General features: G+C 38.2%; 14 protein-coding genes. 9 read left to right on the plus strand and 5 right to left on the minus strand.

Annotated features, from left to right (window positions below; translation table 11 throughout):
- The first annotated feature begins 572 nt into the window (after positions 1-572).
- The 5 genes from JEM65_RS09485 to JEM65_RS09505 all read left to right on the plus strand — a co-directional run bounded on the left by JEM65_RS09485 (position 573) and on the right by JEM65_RS09505 (position 8,757).
- Positions 573-3,629 (plus strand): DNA polymerase III subunit alpha, encoded by a 3,057-nt coding sequence (locus tag JEM65_RS09485; RefSeq protein WP_199598891.1) that lies wholly within the window; start codon positions 573-575, stop codon positions 3,627-3,629.
- A gap of 95 nt (positions 3,630-3,724) precedes the next feature.
- Positions 3,725-4,942 carry a DNA polymerase IV gene (dinB, locus tag JEM65_RS09490; RefSeq protein WP_199598993.1) on the plus strand — a complete coding sequence of 406 codons (1,218 nt, stop codon included), beginning with the start codon at positions 3,725-3,727 and terminating at the stop codon, positions 4,940-4,942.
- Between the two features lie 1,072 nt (positions 4,943-6,014).
- Positions 6,015-6,605, plus strand: coding sequence for a HupE/UreJ family protein (locus JEM65_RS09495; protein ID WP_199598892.1), 591 nt, complete (start codon positions 6,015-6,017; stop codon positions 6,603-6,605).
- A 125-nt stretch (positions 6,606-6,730) separates the two neighbouring features.
- Positions 6,731-7,162, plus strand: coding sequence for a deoxycytidylate deaminase (locus JEM65_RS09500; RefSeq protein WP_199598893.1), 432 nt, complete (start codon positions 6,731-6,733; stop codon positions 7,160-7,162).
- Positions 7,162-8,757 (plus strand): S41 family peptidase, encoded by a 1,596-nt coding sequence (locus JEM65_RS09505; RefSeq protein ID WP_199598894.1) that lies wholly within the window; start codon positions 7,162-7,164, stop codon positions 8,755-8,757. Before JEM65_RS09500 ends, JEM65_RS09505 begins: the two co-directional genes overlap by 1 nt.
- A gap of 46 nt (positions 8,758-8,803) precedes the next feature.
- Here the strand turns inward: JEM65_RS09505 and JEM65_RS09510 are convergent, their stop codons facing one another.
- From JEM65_RS09510 to JEM65_RS09520, 3 genes are read right to left on the minus strand one after another with little or no spacing between them, the layout of a single operon-like run.
- Entirely contained in the window at positions 8,804-9,406 is a 603-nt protein-coding gene (locus tag JEM65_RS09510) for an FAD-dependent oxidoreductase (protein WP_199598895.1), read from the minus strand.
- Positions 9,399-9,608, minus strand: coding sequence for a hypothetical protein (locus tag JEM65_RS09515; RefSeq protein WP_199598896.1), 210 nt, complete (start codon positions 9,606-9,608; stop codon positions 9,399-9,401). Before JEM65_RS09515 ends, JEM65_RS09510 begins: the two co-directional genes overlap by 8 nt.
- A gap of 10 nt (positions 9,609-9,618) precedes the next feature.
- Entirely contained in the window at positions 9,619-10,206 is a 588-nt protein-coding gene (locus tag JEM65_RS09520) for a MarC family protein (RefSeq protein WP_199598898.1), read from the minus strand.
- A 133-nt stretch (positions 10,207-10,339) separates the two neighbouring features.
- Between JEM65_RS09520 and JEM65_RS09525 the strand changes: the two genes are divergently transcribed.
- From JEM65_RS09525 to JEM65_RS09535, 3 genes are all read left to right on the plus strand, one after another.
- Positions 10,340-10,906: a DUF3109 family protein gene (locus JEM65_RS09525; protein WP_199598900.1), complete on the plus strand. Its 567-nt coding sequence runs from the start codon at positions 10,340-10,342 to the stop codon at positions 10,904-10,906.
- Positions 10,907-11,053: 147 nt separating this feature from the next.
- Positions 11,054-11,305 carry a hypothetical protein gene (locus JEM65_RS09530; RefSeq protein ID WP_199598902.1) on the plus strand — a complete coding sequence of 84 codons (252 nt, stop codon included), beginning with the start codon at positions 11,054-11,056 and terminating at the stop codon, positions 11,303-11,305.
- Positions 11,306-11,346: 41 nt separating this feature from the next.
- Positions 11,347-11,646, plus strand: a complete 300-nt coding sequence (locus JEM65_RS09535; RefSeq protein WP_199598904.1) for a hypothetical protein — start codon at positions 11,347-11,349, stop codon at positions 11,644-11,646.
- Between the two features lie 39 nt (positions 11,647-11,685).
- On the opposite strand, the gene JEM65_RS09540 is transcribed toward JEM65_RS09535, so the two are convergent.
- Together JEM65_RS09540 and JEM65_RS09545 are read right to left on the minus strand one after the other, a co-directional pair.
- Complete coding sequence (locus JEM65_RS09540) at positions 11,686-13,677, minus strand: tetratricopeptide repeat-containing sensor histidine kinase (RefSeq protein ID WP_199598906.1); 1,992 nt, start codon at positions 13,675-13,677, stop codon at positions 11,686-11,688.
- Positions 13,678-13,682: 5 nt separating this feature from the next.
- Complete coding sequence (locus JEM65_RS09545) at positions 13,683-14,417, minus strand: LytR/AlgR family response regulator transcription factor (protein WP_199598908.1); 735 nt, start codon at positions 14,415-14,417, stop codon at positions 13,683-13,685.
- A 757-nt stretch (positions 14,418-15,174) separates the two neighbouring features.
- Here JEM65_RS09545 and aspS point away from each other — a divergent pair.
- A complete protein-coding gene (aspS, locus tag JEM65_RS09550) occupies positions 15,175-16,929 on the plus strand; it encodes an aspartate--tRNA ligase (protein ID WP_199598910.1) in 1,755 nt (584 codons plus the stop codon).
- Positions 16,930-16,949: the final 20 nt, after the last annotated feature.

Consider the following 16,949-nt stretch of genomic DNA (forward strand, 5'->3'; position numbering starts at 1 on the left):
AGTTCGAGTGTTTTCTTATACCGTTTTTAACGGTATAAGAAAATGTATCGAGAACCGAGTGTTTTCCATGCCACTAAAAACGGTATTAAAAAACGTATCGAGAACCGAGTAGATTTTCTTTGTACACCACCAAAATGACAGAAGAAAAACGTATTGAGAACCGAATCCATTTTTTTAGAATGCTAAAATTAATTTTCGAACCTGTTCTCGATACATTTTTCAAACACAGTAAAACTGTGTTTGAAAAACACTCGAACTGACAAACAAACCGAAATAATCGAATATTTCTTTTTAGTCATCAAAACAACGCTTGACAAAAGAATTTAGAATCGTATCAAAAACTAAACTCGGTTCTCGATACATTTTTCAAACACAGAAGACTGTGTTTGAAAAACACTCGAACTGACAAACAAACTAAAACCAATTGAATAGTTTTTTTTAAGTCATCAAAACAACGCTTGACAAAAGAATTTAGAATCGTATTAAAAACTAAACCTGTTCTCGATACATTTTTTAAACACAGTAAAACTGTGTTTAAAAAACACTCGAACTGACCAACAAACCGAAAACAAATGTATCTTAACTGTCACACCTACTACAGTCTCCGCTACGGCACCATCAAGCCGGAGCAACTGCTTGCCATTGCTTCAGAAAATGGGCTACAGACCTTAGCGCTGACAGACATTAATAGCACTTCAGCTTGTTTGGATTTTGCACGATTATCTTCAAAATACAAGATCAAACCGGTGCTGGGTATTGATTTCAGGAATGGCGTTCAGCAGCAATTTATTCTGATTGCAAGAAACAATACGGGGTTCCAAAACATCAACACCTACCTTTCTGGGTTTTTGCACAATTCAGAATTAAAAATTCCTGAAATCGCCCCAGAATTGGGAGATGTCTTTGTGATTTATCCTTACATCCATAAAAAAACCTACGACCTTAAAGATCATGAGTTTTTAGGGATCAAACCACAGGATTTAAACCATCTTAAATTCTCCAAATGGAATGCGTTGCGGAACAAATTGGTCGTTTTACAAACCGTATCATTTCAGAACAAAAAGGATTTTAACACCCACCGATTGTTACGTGCCATTGACAATAACACCTTATTGAGCAAGCTTCCAAAAAGCGAACAAGCCCAAGCAACTGATACCATGTTGCCGTATCAGGAATTGTGTGACACCTATAATGAGTTCCCGGAACTTCTAGAAAATACCGCGTCAATTCTCGAAAAATGTCGTGTGGATTTTGACTTTTCTCAAGAAAACCCGAACAACCAACGTTCTTACACCCGCAATGAAGTCCTAGATTTCAGGTTGCTGAAGAAACTGACCTATGACGGCTTGCATTACCGCTACAAAAAACCTGAAGAGTGCATTTTTACGCGGATTGAAAAAGAACTCACCATTATTCAGCAAAAAGGCTTTGTCTCTTATTTTTTGATCAATTGGAAGATTTTAAAATACGCCCGCAGTAAAAATTATTTCTACATAGGCCGCGGTAGTGGCGCCAATAGTATTGTAGCTTATTTGCTGCGCATTACGGATGTGGATCCTGTGGAACTCGATTTATATTTTGAACGATTTATTAATGTTTTTAGACAAAATCCACCCGATTTTGACCTCGATTTCTCTTGGCGGGACCGCGATGATATTACCGATTTTATTTTCAAAAAATTCAAGAATACGGCGCTGATTGCGGTTTATAACACCTTTAAATTTAAAGCTTCCGTGCGCGAATTGGGGAAAGTTTTTGGTTTACCAAAATCAGAAATGGATATGCTGACCAGAGGCAAATACGACCTTAAACAACTGGATCAATTGTCGCAACTGGTCATCAAATACAGCAAATACATTCAAGGATTTCCTAATTATTTGGGCATTCATGCGGGCGGCATCTTGATTTCGGAAAAACCCATCCATTATTATGGTGCTACTTTTTTACCGCCAAAAGGCTATGCCACCACCCAATTTGACATGGTGGTTGCAGAAGATATCGGCCTGTATAAATTCGACATTTTAAGCCAACGCGGCCTCGGTAAAATAAAGGAAGCAACAGAAATTGTGGCTTATAACCAACCTGAAAAACCACCCATCGATATTCACGATATCAAACGCTTCAAACAAGATACACGCATTAAATACTTACTTAAAAATGCCAAAGCCATCGGATGTTTTTATGTAGAATCCCCAGCCATGCGTATGTTAATGCGAAAGTTGCAGGTGGATAATTATTTAGGTTTGGTGGCGGCAAGTTCCGTCATTCGTCCTGGAGTTGCTAAAAGCGGCATGATGCGCGAATATATTTTACGATACCGAGACCCGGAGCGTCGCAAAGACGCACCCAAAGTCTTGCTCGACATTATGCCCGAAACCTATGGCGTGATGGTGTATCAGGAAGATGTGATAAAGGTGGCGCATTATTTTGGCGGACTCACGCTGGGAGAAGCGGATATGCTGCGGCGTGGCATGTCTGGCAAATTCCGATCGCGTGAAGAATTTATGAAAGTGAAACAACAGTTTTTTGACAATTGTAAAAAGTCCGGAAAACCAGATGAACTTGTAGAAGATATTTGGCGACAAATAGAAAGTTTTGCGGGCTATGCTTTTGCCAAAGGACATTCCGCTTCCTATGCCGTAGAAAGCTATCAAAGTTTGTTCATGAAAGCCTATTTCCCTTTGGAATATATGGTGGCTACGATCAATAATTTTGGCGGATTTTATAGCACGGAACTATATGTTCATGAAGCCCGAATGAACGGCGGAATTATTGAAGCGCCTTGCATCAACCACAGTTTTACGCAAACAGTTATTCATGGCAAAACTATTTATCTCGGCTTTATGTTTTTGCAATCGTTTGAATCAAAAACCATCAAACGCATCGTCAAAGAACGCAAAGAACACGGTGCCTTTTTAAGCTTGGACAACTTTATTGAGCGCGTTCCCATTTCCATAGAACAGGTGTCGATTTTGGTGAAAATTAATGCGTTCCGATTCACGGGAAATAACAAGCGTGAATTGCTTTGGGAAGCCCATTTAAAAATCAGCAAACACGTAGTACAAGAACATGTTGTCACATTATTTAAAACGGAACGTATCCATTATAAGACGCCAGAATTACCAAGTACTGCGCTGGAAAATGCCTTTGATGAGATTGAATTGTTGGGCTTTCCACTTTGCAATCCGTTTCATCTGTTAGAAAACCACTCTGTAAACCCGTTACGTGCGCAACATTTGGAAACTATGAAAGAGCAGACCGTCACGATTGAAGGTTATCTCATTACCACAAAAAACACCAAAACTACTAGTGGCAAAATCATGCATTTTGGGAATTTTTTAGATCGGGATGGCGATTTTATAGATACGGTCCACTTTCCTCCTGTGGCAGCGAAATTCCCTTTTAGAGGCAAAGGCATTTATCGTATTACAGGCAAAGTGATGATTGAATTTGATTGCGTCTCTATTGAAGTCAGTCATATGGAACGCTTGGCAGTGATTGAAGATCCGAGGTATAGTACCAAACCACCACCTCCACCTTCTGCAGAAATTGATATTTATAGTAAAATGGTATCAAAAGGAAAATCAAAACCAGAAGTTTTATCCGTTCCGACGGTTAGTTACCAATAAACAAGTTATCTAAAAATCAACCCCACAATCACTTTATTTTTTAAGGATTTGAAAACCAATGAATGTTCTCAACTCCTCATTTTATCTTATTAAAAATGACCAACCAACGCTCTATAGTACATATGGATTTAGACACTTTTTTCGTGTCCTGTGAACGTCTGCTCGACAGTCGCCTCAACGGAAAACCCGTGCTCATTGGCGGCACTAGCGATAGAGGCGTGGTGGCATCCTGCAGTTATGAAGCGCGGAAATTTGGCGTGCATTCTGCCATGCCCATGCGGATGGCCAAACAATTGTGTCCGGAAGCCATCATTCTTCGTGGTGATGCTGGCACGTACACCAAATTCTCCCAAGATGTGACTGATGTTATTAAAGACACGGTGCCATTATACGAGAAATCTTCAATTGACGAATTTTATATTGATTTGACTGGGATGGACAAGTTTTTTGGCTGTCACAAACTGGCTTCAGAGTTGCGCCAACGCATCATCCGCGAAACAGGATTGCCCATTTCCTTCGGATTGTCGCTCAACAAAACCGTTTCTAAAATTGCTACGGGCGAGGCAAAACCCAATAATGAAATTAGAATTCTTTCAGGTACTGAAAAACCGTTTCTCGCGCCCTTGTCTGTCAAAAAAATTCCCATGGTGGGTGAGGTAACTTATAAATCGCTCTGCGATTTAGGCATCAAACAAATCAGGACCGTTCAAGAAATGCCCATGGAACTCATGTACAAAGTGCTCGGAAAAAATGGCCTGGGTATTTGGAACAAAGCCAATGGCATTGACAATTCGCCGGTTATTCAATACCATGAGCGCAAATCTATTTCTACGGAACGCACGTTCAATAAAGATACTACAGATGTGACCAAATTGAAAGGCATTATTATTGCTATGGCCGAGAATTTGGCCTATCAATTACGGCGTGGCAATAAATTAACAGCGTGCATCACTTTTAAAATCCGCTATTCTGATTTTCAAACCTATACCCAACAACAACGCATCCCGTATAGCGCGATGGATCATAACATCATTCCAATAGTCTTGGATTTATTTGCAAAGCTCTACAACCGACGTCTCCTAGTGCGATTGATTGGGGTGAAATTCAGTTATTTGGTAGAAGGCGGACATCAAGTCAATTTGTTTGATGACGACACCAAATTTCTTCATTTAAGCGAAGCCATTGACAAGATGCGTGAACGTTATGGCGACAGGGTCGTGATTAGTGCCGCCGGCATGGAAGCCCGAACCATTGGCAGATGGAATCCGTTTAATGGAGAACCCCCACCGCTATTGCCCCACCGAAAAGCGTAGTCAACGTACACACCTCTCTTCTCTCTTCTCTATTCTCTATTCTCTATTCTCTTCTCATTACTATCTGCAATTCACTTAGTATTCCAGAGGAACCAAGACCGCTGCGCTGTTAGAATAGAGAATCAAGACCGCTGCGCTGTTAGATTTGAGGCTGGTTCATTCTGAAATTTTAGTGTTTTTGGTATTTGGAGTATTGACCGACGGGTTGTTGGGGAATAGACCGCTATGCTGTTTGACTTGAGACTACTTCATTATTAAATTTGACTCTTTTTCTTGTGAGTAATAAGGATATTTACATTACTGGAATCAATAACCAAAAATCGAGCATAACTTTTAACAAGTCTCTTCTCTCTTCTCTATTCTCTATTCTCTTCTCATTACTATCTGCAATTCACTTAGTATTCCGAAAAAACTAAGACCGCTGCGCTGTTAGAATAGAGAATCAAGACCGCTGTGCTGTTAGATTTGGGGCTGGTTCATTCTGAAATTTTAGTATTTTTGGTATTTGGAGTACCGACCGACGGGTTATTGGGGAATAGACCGCTGCGCTGTTAGACTTGAGAATACTTCATTATTAAATTTGACTCTTTTTCTTGTGAGTAATAAGGATATTTTAAATTACTGGAATCAAGAATCAATAACCAAAAATTGAGCATAACTTTTAACAAGTCTCTTATCTATTCTTACACTTCTCTATTCTCTACTCTCTACTCTCTTTTCTCTACTCTCTATTCAACATTCGTTATCCAATAATAATCAAGATAAAAACCACCTCGTCTTCTGCTTCTCTTCGGAAGCAGAATCCACTCCTCCTTTACCAGGAGGAGAATTTAAGATCTTGATAAAATATAGCAAACAAAATAATGGCCAATGTCACCATTTGTGAATCGTGATTCTGGATTTGTTGTTGGATATTCGAGATTTTTCTCTATGAACTTTTCTCTTTTCTTTATTCTCTTCTCTCTACTCTAAAAAAAAAATCCCACCCATTTCGCCACTTCCCGTTTCTCAAAATATATTTTGCCACTCATAGCAATCATCGTACCTTTGAAGCTATCCAAACTACAATTTTATGGTAGACGATTTTTGGTTTAACCTGCAATACGGCATGAACCATGTATTGGACATCAATGCCTATGATCATGTCCTGTTTTTGTTGGTACTTACCGTGCCTTACATGTTCAAGGACTGGAAACGCGTATTGCTGCTCGTTACCATGTTTACCCTAGGTCATACTGTTAGTTTGATACTCGCTGTTTACGGTGTTGTGAGTGTCAGTTCTAAGTTGGTGGAGTTTTTAATTCCCATAACCATCATGGTTGTTGCCCTATACAATATCTTTACGGTAGGCAAAAAAGCACCAAGTGAAAAAATTGGAACTCTGTTTTTTACAACCTTGTTTTTCGGATTGATACACGGGATTGGTTTTGCTGGCGAATTTAGAATGTTTGTAGGCCGGGCAGAAAGCAAATTCATCCCTTTAGTAGAGTTTGCACTCGGAATCGAATTGGCACAGTTTATTATTGTATTTGCAGTGCTGATTTTAGGGTTTATATGCCAATCGATTTTCAGAATTACAAAACGCGACTGGATTATGGTGCTTTCTGCTGTAGTGTTAGGGTTAGTCATCCCTATGTTGATAAACAGTGAGTTATTTGCATAAATCAAAAAAGTTTAACTCTAAATTATACAAATTAAAATACGAAGCTTTTATATTCGTACTAGGTTTTGTACTATTCAATTTACCCACATTTTAAAACTATACTTTCAAAATTGTAAATCACATAAATGCTAAATAAAAAACAGTTGCGCTATGATAAGGCGTATTTAAGAATAGCAAAAGAATGGGGTAAATTATCACATTGCCAACGCAAACAAGTTGGCGCGGTGATTGTTAAAGACCGGATGATCATTTCTGACGGTTATAATGGTACACCCACAGGTTTTGAAAACTACTGCGAAGATGATGAAGGCTACACCAAATGGTACGTTTTACACGCTGAAGCCAACGCCATTTTAAAAGTGGCGGCCTCCACACAATCCTGTAAAGGCGCCACCTTATACATCACACTGTCACCTTGTAAAGAATGTAGCAAATTAATCCATCAGGCTGGCATCATTCGTGTGGTATATCACCAAGGCTACAAAGACGATTCTGGTCTCGAATTTTTATCCAAAGCGGGCATAGAATTACAACATATAGACGATTTAAGCGCATAATGGCTTTTAAGAAAAAATATATTCCATTGATTATTGGCGTTGCTGTTGCAGCGGGCGTCTATATTGGTGGAAAACTCAATTTCACGGACAACTCTGACCGTTTATTTACTTCCAATAGCAAGAAAGATAAGCTGAACCGTCTTATTGATTATATTGATTATGAATATGTGGACGACGTTAATACGGATAGCATTGTAGATGTTACCGTCAATGGTATTTTAGACAAACTCGATCCGCATTCTACTTACATTCCTAAACGCGATCTACAACGCGTTACGGAAAATATGAAAGGTGATTTTGTGGGCATTGGCGTCAGCTTTTACACCTATAAAGATACCATCACCGTCATCAGGCCAATCGCTGGAGGACCTAGTGAAAAAGCTGGTATTAAAAGTGGCGACCGGATTATTATGGCCGATGGTGATTCTATTTTTGGTCGTCAATGGAGTAATGACCAAATTATTCAGAAGCTAAAAGGTGACAAAAACAGCAAGATCAGCTTAAAAATTTATCGTAAAAGTGAAAACCGTTTTATTGATTTTAATGTCAAACGCTCAAGCATTCCCATTTCCAGCGTAGATGCCGCCTATATGCTCACCCCAGAACTCGCCTATATTAAAATCAATAGGTTTGCGGAATCTACCTACAAGGAATTTAAACGGGCCTTGGATAAATTACAAGATGAAGGTGCCACAAAATTGGTCTTGGACTTACGGGACAACCCTGGCGGTTTCTTAGCCATTGCAGAACAGATTGCAGATGAGTTTTTGGAAGATGACAAATTGATTCTCTTCACTAAAAATAAATCCGGTCGAGTCGAGAAAAGCTTCGCCACAGATAGAGGTGATTTTGAAGAAGGCGAAGTCTTTATATTAATCAATGAAAACTCAGCATCTGCCAGCGAAATTGTTGCAGGCGCTTTACAAGATAATGACAAAGGCACCATTATTGGCCGTCGTAGTTACGGCAAAGGCTTGGTGCAACGAGAAATGTCCTTAGGCGATGGTAGTGCCGTACGCTTAACCGTGTCTCGCTATTACACCCCTACCGGACGCTCTATTCAACGACCTTATGACAATGGCCACAATCAAGAATACTATAATGACTATTACAAACGTAGAAGTAGCGGCGAATTCAATGATGAAATCAACATCGAAGTGGCTGATTCCCTAAAATTCACCACGCCCAAAGGCAAAGTGGTATATGGCGGCGGCGGTATTATTCCTGATATTTTTGTCCCTCTAGATCTCAGCACTCAAAATGAAACTTTAAATTTCATTAAATACAGTGGACTTATCAATTATTTTGTGTTTGAAGAATTGGATAAAGACCGTAAGAATTATTTAGATGTTTCTAAAAAAGATTTTATTACCAATTTTGAAGTAAGTGATGACATTGTGCTTCGTTTTCAAAACTATTTGAATGGCAAACAAAAGGGACAAGTAACTTTTGTAGCCTACCATCAAGAGATGAAGACCTTAATAAAGGCTGCTTTGGCGGACCAGTTATATGGCTCCAACGCTTCTGAAGAAATTATAAATGCTACTGATGATATGATTGAGGAAGTTTTAAGGTTGGTTAAATCTAAAAAATAAGCGCTGTTTAGGAACTTGTAACTTAAGAATTTTTATGACGCTTCTTTTAAACTTTATCGTGAACGTGGGTATCATTCCCATCATTCCAAAGCGTTAAAATATCAGTAGCTACTTGAGCTCCACTACCACAGGCAATGGCATATTGACTTCTCCACCCCGCTAAAGTCCCCGCTACATACAAACCATCTTCTATAACATGATCCTGATTTTTTAACCAAATACGCTCCTTTGCAGCAACTGCGTTTGGATGCGGCTCAATATAAGACTCTAGGCCTTTAATAGTGATAAGATGGGTATACCCCACAGCAATAACCACAACTTTAGAAGTGTAGGAATTCTTGTTGGTTGTAACGGTATAGCCTTCAGAAGATTTTATAACAGACTGTACTTTTTCGGCTTCAATCTGATCTACATGCGGATACAAGGAGGCAAGTTGCGCCTTCCCTTGTCTCAAAACATCGGCCCCTAAAGTTCCCGGAGAAACCCCCAAAACATTATTGAACAACGCGTTTTGTAAGTGAGACGTCCTTTGATGCGCAATTAATCCGATGCGTTTATGCTCAGCAAATGGTTTTGACTTGGCCGACCCTAAAACCAAAGCACAAGACATGCCAGCAGCTCCAGCGCCAACAATCAACACATCATGCATTGCGCTTTTGCTTTGAAAGTGTATCAATACGTTTTGAGATTCGGAGAATCTGCAATAAGATAATTGCACAAAGGGCAGTTAATATGGTAATAATGGCTACCATACTGTCGCCTTGAAAAAGATTGTTGAAATCGAGTTTGGTCACATTAAAACCAATAAACCCCAATGCAATTATAGATAAGATGATGCTTGCTATTTTCATAGTTTATGTATTATACAAGTTCAAACAAGGTCTTGATATTGGCAGCAAATAATTTTACCGCAATGGCCAGTAAAATAACCCCAAAGATCTTTCGGATGATATTGATACCACTTGGACCAAGAAAACGTTCAATTTTTGATGATGTTTTTAATACGATAAAGATAACAACAACATTTAATAAAACCGCAACAATGATGTTTTCTACCGCATATTCTGCCCGTAAAGACAATAAGGTTGTCAAACTACCAGGACCCGCTATTAAAGGGAATGCCAATGGAAAGACCGTTGCCGTCATGCTACTGCTTTCATCGTTTTTATATAAGGTGATGCCCAAGGTCATTTCTAACGCAATAAAAAACAGGATAAACGCGCCAGCAACCGCAAAAGAGTTGATATCAATCCCAATTAATGACAAAATATTTTGACCTATAAAAAGAAATATAATTAAAATTATACCCGCAATTATAGAGGCCTTACCACTTTCAATATGCCCAAATTTCTTACGTAAATCGATAACAATTGGAATATTTCCAATAATATCAATCACGGCGAAAAGAATCATGAATGCTGTAAAAACTTCTTTAAAATCAAGTTGCATAATACTAGGCTTTTAATTTTTTGCAAAAGTAGTTGTTTAATATCGATTTATTATACTAAATAACTCTAAATTTTGGTTACTTTTGTTCCCCAATTTTCGATCAAAAACCACCTCATTTTTAAGCCAATACATTATGTTTCAGTTAGGAAAAACCATTGTTTCAGAAGACATCATTGAGAAGGATTTTGTATGCAATTTATCAGCTTGCAAAGGTGCTTGCTGTATTGATGGTGATGCTGGCGCTCCTTTAGACTTTGAGGAAACAAAAATCATGCAGGACATTTATCCTAAGGTGAAACCTTTTATGCGTCAGGCTGGTATTGACGCTGTTGAAGCTCAAGGCACGTTTATCACTACTGAAGATGGCGAGTTTGAAACGCCACTAATTGACGGTGCAGATTGTGCTTATGTAATGTTCGACAACAAAGGCACCGCTCTTTGTGCCATCGAAGAAGCCCACAACCAAGGTGAAACAAATTGGAAAAAACCGGTGTCGTGCCATTTATACCCTGTTCGTGTAAAGGATTATTCTGAATTTTCTGCCGTGAATTACCACAAGTGGGAAATTTGTGATGATGCCTGCACCCTAGGTAAAGAACTTCAAGTGCCTGTCTATAAGTTTGTCAAACAAGCCCTGATCAGAAAATTTGGAGAAGATTGGTATATGGAACTCGAAAAAGTTGCCGAAAATCGGAAATAATGACTGTATCAGTCCCAGTATTGGTTTTTGTTGTAAAGACTGCGACCTCTTCTGATATCGTTAAACGCTTCACGATAAATTCTTTTTATTAGAACGATTGAGAATTATTGCAAAATTGTATCTATTTTAGATAACCTGCTCATAACGATGTTCTCGTTTAACGTTGCTATTGCCAATCCTGTCACGGTTACGGTTGTTTTTGAAAACCTTACTGAACAAACTACTGTTAACGGGATATTCTACATCACGGAGACCAATCAACAATTTGATATTACCACTCTGGCCAGTTTCACTATTGATCTGCCTAAAAAAGGGAAATATGAATTTAGATTTCATTCAGAGGAAGTGACCGCGTTCACCTATTATCCTGCTCGAATCACCAAAAAAACAACATCGTAACCATCAGATTAGAAAAGAAAGCTGCATTTAATAAACAAAGCATGACGCTAGGGACGTTCTCAACCCAAGACATTACGAACCTCTCCACAGAAGAACTCACGGAGCATATTGCCAATGGCACCGTAAATTTTATAATTCATGGATTGGTAGCCATAAGTCCTGAAACTTTTAATGCTTTTAAGGAGGAGTATGGCATCGGATTAATAAGTGGAAGTTGCGTTGTAGACCCGATATCTTATGAAGTTGCACAAAACAATAACAAAAAACTAGCGGCGTATTTGACGTCTCTATATGGAAACGATTGGAAAAACAAACTTCCAGCCCAGCCTTTCGGACTCTAATTCTAATTATGTATTTCCCAATATTTTATTTTGGCCGCTTTAGGCACTCTTTAAATTATTGGTTCTGATTGGGATATTCACCACAATTCGTGTTCCTGTGGGTTGATTTTGATTGTCATACAAATCTTCAATTTCCATATTATAAACTGTCGTAAACCTTTTGGAGAAATTGGTCAAACGTGCTTTGGTCATGGCCAATCCTACCGATTTTCTTTTAAGTACCCTGTTATGGTTAATTTGTTCTGACGCTTTTCTTCCAATCCCGTTATCAGTAATGGAAATTGTAACAAATTCGGCATTGTCTTTGTAAACTTTCATCTTAATTTGCTTATCTTCCTTTTTCGAAGAAAGTCCGTGCCAGAGCGCGTTTTCAAGAAAGGGCTGTAAAATAAGCGAAGGCACACGTATGTTTGAGGTATTTATTCCGGAAGCGACATCTATTGTAAAATGAATTTCATTGGAAAACCGAATGTTTTCAATGTTCATATACAATTGCATGGTGTCCAATTCATCTTCTAAAGAAATTTCTTTTTCAGTAGAAGCAATCAATATTTTTCTGATAAACTTTGAGAATTTGTTCAGATAGTACACTGCATTTTCTTTCTCATTATTAATGATATACAGCTTGATAGAATTTAAGGAGTTAAATATAAAATGCGGATTCATCTGACTTCTTAACATGTCCTGCTCTAAGGTTAGAATTTGTTTTTCATGTCTCAACTGCCGGTTTCTATTAATTACAATCATGCTGACAGCAATGATGGCCAACGTTAAAATTGCAAACCAAAATATGCTTTGGTTGCGCTGCATTCTTGATTTCACCAATTCATTTTCATTCGCAAGTTTTAGGATCTGGTCGTTTTTTGCTTCGTTTTCATATTGAATAATAATATCGCTTACATACTGCATATTGCGCTCTGTAAAAATTGTTTTTTCAAGTTCAACCGCTTCCTCATAATGATACAAAGCCGTTTTATAAGCATTCTGTTTCTTGTATAATTCAGAAAGACGTTTATGGGCATCAACGGTAGACGTTTTTAAGCCGTAAGTTTCAGAGATTTCCAAGCCTTTCTTGAGATTCTCTTCGGCCGCTTTATACATCTGCAGTTCATTTTGAACCCATCCCAAATTGATATAGGCATAGGAAATATAAAATTGATCGCCTAACAGGAGTGCTTTCTTCAACCCTTTTTCAATGATAATTTTGGCATCATTGTATTTTTTTTGCTTGATATAAACCTGACCGATACTGGTGTAACAAATAACACGTCCAACTTCTGAATTTATTTGCTCATTATAATTTAAAGAACGTTGATAGTTTTCTAGCGCGAGATCTAAAAACCCTTTGGCCTCATCAGCATATCCTAAATTATGATAATTTATGGCCAGCCCCAGCCTATTGCCTGATTTCTTCTCTATAACCAATGATTTCTCAAATTGTTCTATCGCTAAGTCATACTGTTTTAAGGTTAAATAAATATTGCCCATACTGTTTTGAGAAACGGCTATGCTCGATTGTAGTTCTTGCGTCTGATGTTCAACTGAATTTGCAATGTCAAGGGCTTTTTTATGATAATCTAGCGCTGGTTTTATGAGGTCCATCCTGCGGTAAACCACTCCAATCATATTGAGACTAATCACCTCCAACTGAATATTATGGGCTTGTTGCGCGCGTTTTTCAGCCTTAAGATGCAACTCGAGAGCAGCATCGTAAGCTGAAATATTTCTGTAGATTTCTCCTAATTTATTGAGCGCATAACTCTCAACTTCTAAAGCATTGGCAGCTTTAGATTTCAAAATTAAGTCCTTTAAAACCAAGCTATCATTGTCAAATCTCGATAATAAAGAATCGATAGTTTCGTATGTTTTTGGCCAGGAATTTTGTAGATTTCTCAAGGCGCTCTCATCATCTTTTGTAGTTTCATTCTGCGCACTAAGCGGAGCCATCGTACAAAAAAACAGCAGCGCCAAAACTCCAGCCCTATAAGGCCATTGTGTAGATGCTATTTGTTTAAGGGAAATAAATTGCATATCGTTTATAACTTCTCTAAAAAGTCTGATTTTCGTTGTCGTGCCACCGGAATTCTATGGTTTGATTCCATAATGACGTAGCCTTCACCTTTAATAAATTCTTTGATCTTTTTTAAGTTGATGATGTAAGAATTATGAATTCTAAAGAACTGGTTCTCGGGCAAGATGACATTCATTTCTTTCAACTTCTTGGTAATTACAATTTTCTGTGAATTTTCCATAATGATGGTACAATAATTACCGTCAGATTCTACAAACAAAATATCTTCCACATCCAAAAAAATAAGTTTACCATCCGTATTAATGGTGATTTTCTTTCGATTGAATTTTTCGTTAAAACCAAGTAGGACTTCCTCAATTTTACTAGAATTTGCAAGTTTAAAATTATACTTTTTAACCTTTTTTATCGTTTCCTGCAAGTCATCAGAATCTATGGGCTTTAGCAAATAGTCAATGGCTTCATGTTTTAACGCTTTTATTGCAAATTCATTATACGCTGTAGTAATTACCACTGCAAAATCCTTATTGGTAAGTTTCCCTAAAAACTGGAAGCCATCCATTGTTGGCATTTGAATGTCCAAAAACAGACAATCCAACATGTTATGATCAATATAGTCAATAGCATCTTCAGGGCTAGTGAATGTTTTGATAACCTCAATATCTTCACTAAAATTAGAGAGTTCCCATCTGAGACTTTGGATAGCCTTAGGTTCATCGTCAACAATTACAGCTTTTACCATCCTTTAAATATAATACTATTAAGAATGACATGTAAACAAATATGTATGATTAGCAGGGTTTGATGTATAACGTGTACGCTACAGAAACTATTTTAAGAGTAAGCGCTTTTTATTAACAACCAATTTTGGTAAGAACCACCAACTATACATTTTTTCATACCAACCATACAAACCTTCTTCATTGTACGCTTAAAATTTAAGATCTTAGATTAGGGATTTATTTTACCTAAAATAAAAAGTGATCGTGGGGATTCACTTTAGATTAAATGCTATTAATCGTTAAAAGTCAGAGTTTGTCTCTGACTTTTTTTTAACCAACCGATAATTTTGTTAGCTTTTAATTCAGAAAAGGCAAAAGTTGCTTTAATTATTTGCATAAGAAGGAGCATTTAAATTGTGCTCTTTTTTTGTGTCTCTCTAACACGCTGACGCATCCTCATCAAACTACAAACGAATCGAAGAACTTTCTAAGATTGCAATTGCAGACGATAACTGTATAAACAAAAGCCAAGATGCTAAAACCACGGTTGCATTTACTCAAGAAATTGCTGATGCAGAACTGATGAATACCGAAGAAATTATAGTTTTTGCAAACCAATAAGAATGAATAAAAAGCATTCCCCTTTACATATTTTGAGGGACGCTTTTTCGAGGTTCAGCATGTATAAACCTAAAATGTAAAACTCCCATAATTGTTAAACCTTTTTATCTGATACTCATAGAACTTCATTAAATTTGCACTTCAATTTTTCATACTATGTACAGAAGTCACAACTGTGGTGAGTTAAGAGCATCACATATCAATACCGAAGTTACCTTATCAGGATGGGTTCAAAAAAGTCGCGACAAAGGGTTTGTACTTTGGGTAGATTTACGCGACCGTTACGGGATTACGCAACTTGTATTTGATGAGGAGCGCACGCCAAAAGCCTTGATGGAACAAGCGCAAAATTTAGGACGTGAATTTGTTATTCAAGTTAAAGGAACTGTTATTGAGCGCACCTCCAAAAATGCCAACATTGCCACTGGTGATATTGAAATTTTGGTTTCTGAACTGACCCTATTAAATTCGGCACTTCTCCCTCCTTTTACGATTGAAGATGACACTGACGGTGGCGAAGAACTCCGCATGAAATACCGTTACTTAGACATCCGAAGAAATCCTGTTAAAAACAATTTGATCTTTAGAGCCAAAGTAGCGCAAGAAGTTCGCAATTATTTATCCAATGAAGGTTTTATAGAAGTTGAAACACCATACTTAATCAAATCCACACCAGAAGGGGCACGCGATTTTGTGGTGCCAAGCCGTATGAATGCAGGGCAGTTTTATGCACTTCCACAGAGTCCGCAAACCTTTAAACAACTGTTGATGGTAGGTGGCATGGACAAATATTTCCAAATTGTGAAATGCTTTAGGGATGAAGATTTACGTGCCGACAGGCAGCCAGAGTTTACGCAAATTGACTGTGAAATGGCGTTTGTTGAACAAGAAGATATCTTGAATGCGTTTGAAGGCTTGACCCGTCATTTATTAAAAGAAGTGAATGGGGTGGAAATTGATAAATTCCCACGCATGACGTATGACGAAGCCATGCAAAAGTATGGTAATGACAAACCAGACATCCGGTTCGGAATGGAATTTGGCGAGTTAAACGAGGTCACTCAACACAAAGATTTTGCAGTGTTCAACTCGGCCGAATTGGTTGTTGGAATTGCAGTACCCGGCGGAAACGCTTATACACGTAAAGAAATTGACCAATTGATTGATTGGGTAAAGCGTCCGCAAATTGGTGCCCTAGGCATGATTTACGCACGTTATAATGACGATGGCAGCTTTAAATCGTCAGTGGATAAATTTTATGATCAAGAAGATTTAGCCACATGGGCTGAACTAACCGGTGCAAAGCCAGGAGATTTGATTTGTGTGCTTTCAGGAAATACCCATAAAGTAAGAACACAGTTAAGTGCCTTACGTATGGAATTGGCAACGCGATTAGGCTTGCGTAATCCTAAGGAATTTGCACCATTGTGGGTAGTGGATTTTCCGTTGTTGGAATGGGATGAAGACACCAACCGTTACCACGCCATGCACCATCCGTTTACCTCACCAAAACCAGGACAATTGGAATTGTTGGATACAGATCCGGGAGCGGTAAAAGCCAACGCATATGATTTGGTATTGAACGGGAATGAAATTGGGGGCGGCTCTATCAGAATTCACGATAAAAAGACCCAAGCTTTAATGTTTGATTATTTAGGATTCACTCCTGAAGAAGCCAAAGCACAATTCGGGTTCTTAATGGATGCCTTCCAATATGGTGCACCGCCACACGGTGGATTGGCTTTTGGACTGGACAGATTGGTCGCTATTTTGGGCGGACAGGAAACCATTCGCGATTTTATTGCGTTCCCAAAAAACAACAATGGTCGCGATGTCATGATTGACGCTCCTGCACCAATTGACGATAAACAACTAGAGGAACTAAGTTTAAGACTTAAGCTCAAATCTTAGTAAAATTTAAACCTTGTCCC

This window comes from Gelidibacter salicanalis, assembly GCF_016469035.1.
In the GTDB taxonomy this organism is placed as follows: Bacteria; Bacteroidota; Bacteroidia; order Flavobacteriales; family Flavobacteriaceae; genus Gelidibacter; species Gelidibacter salicanalis_A.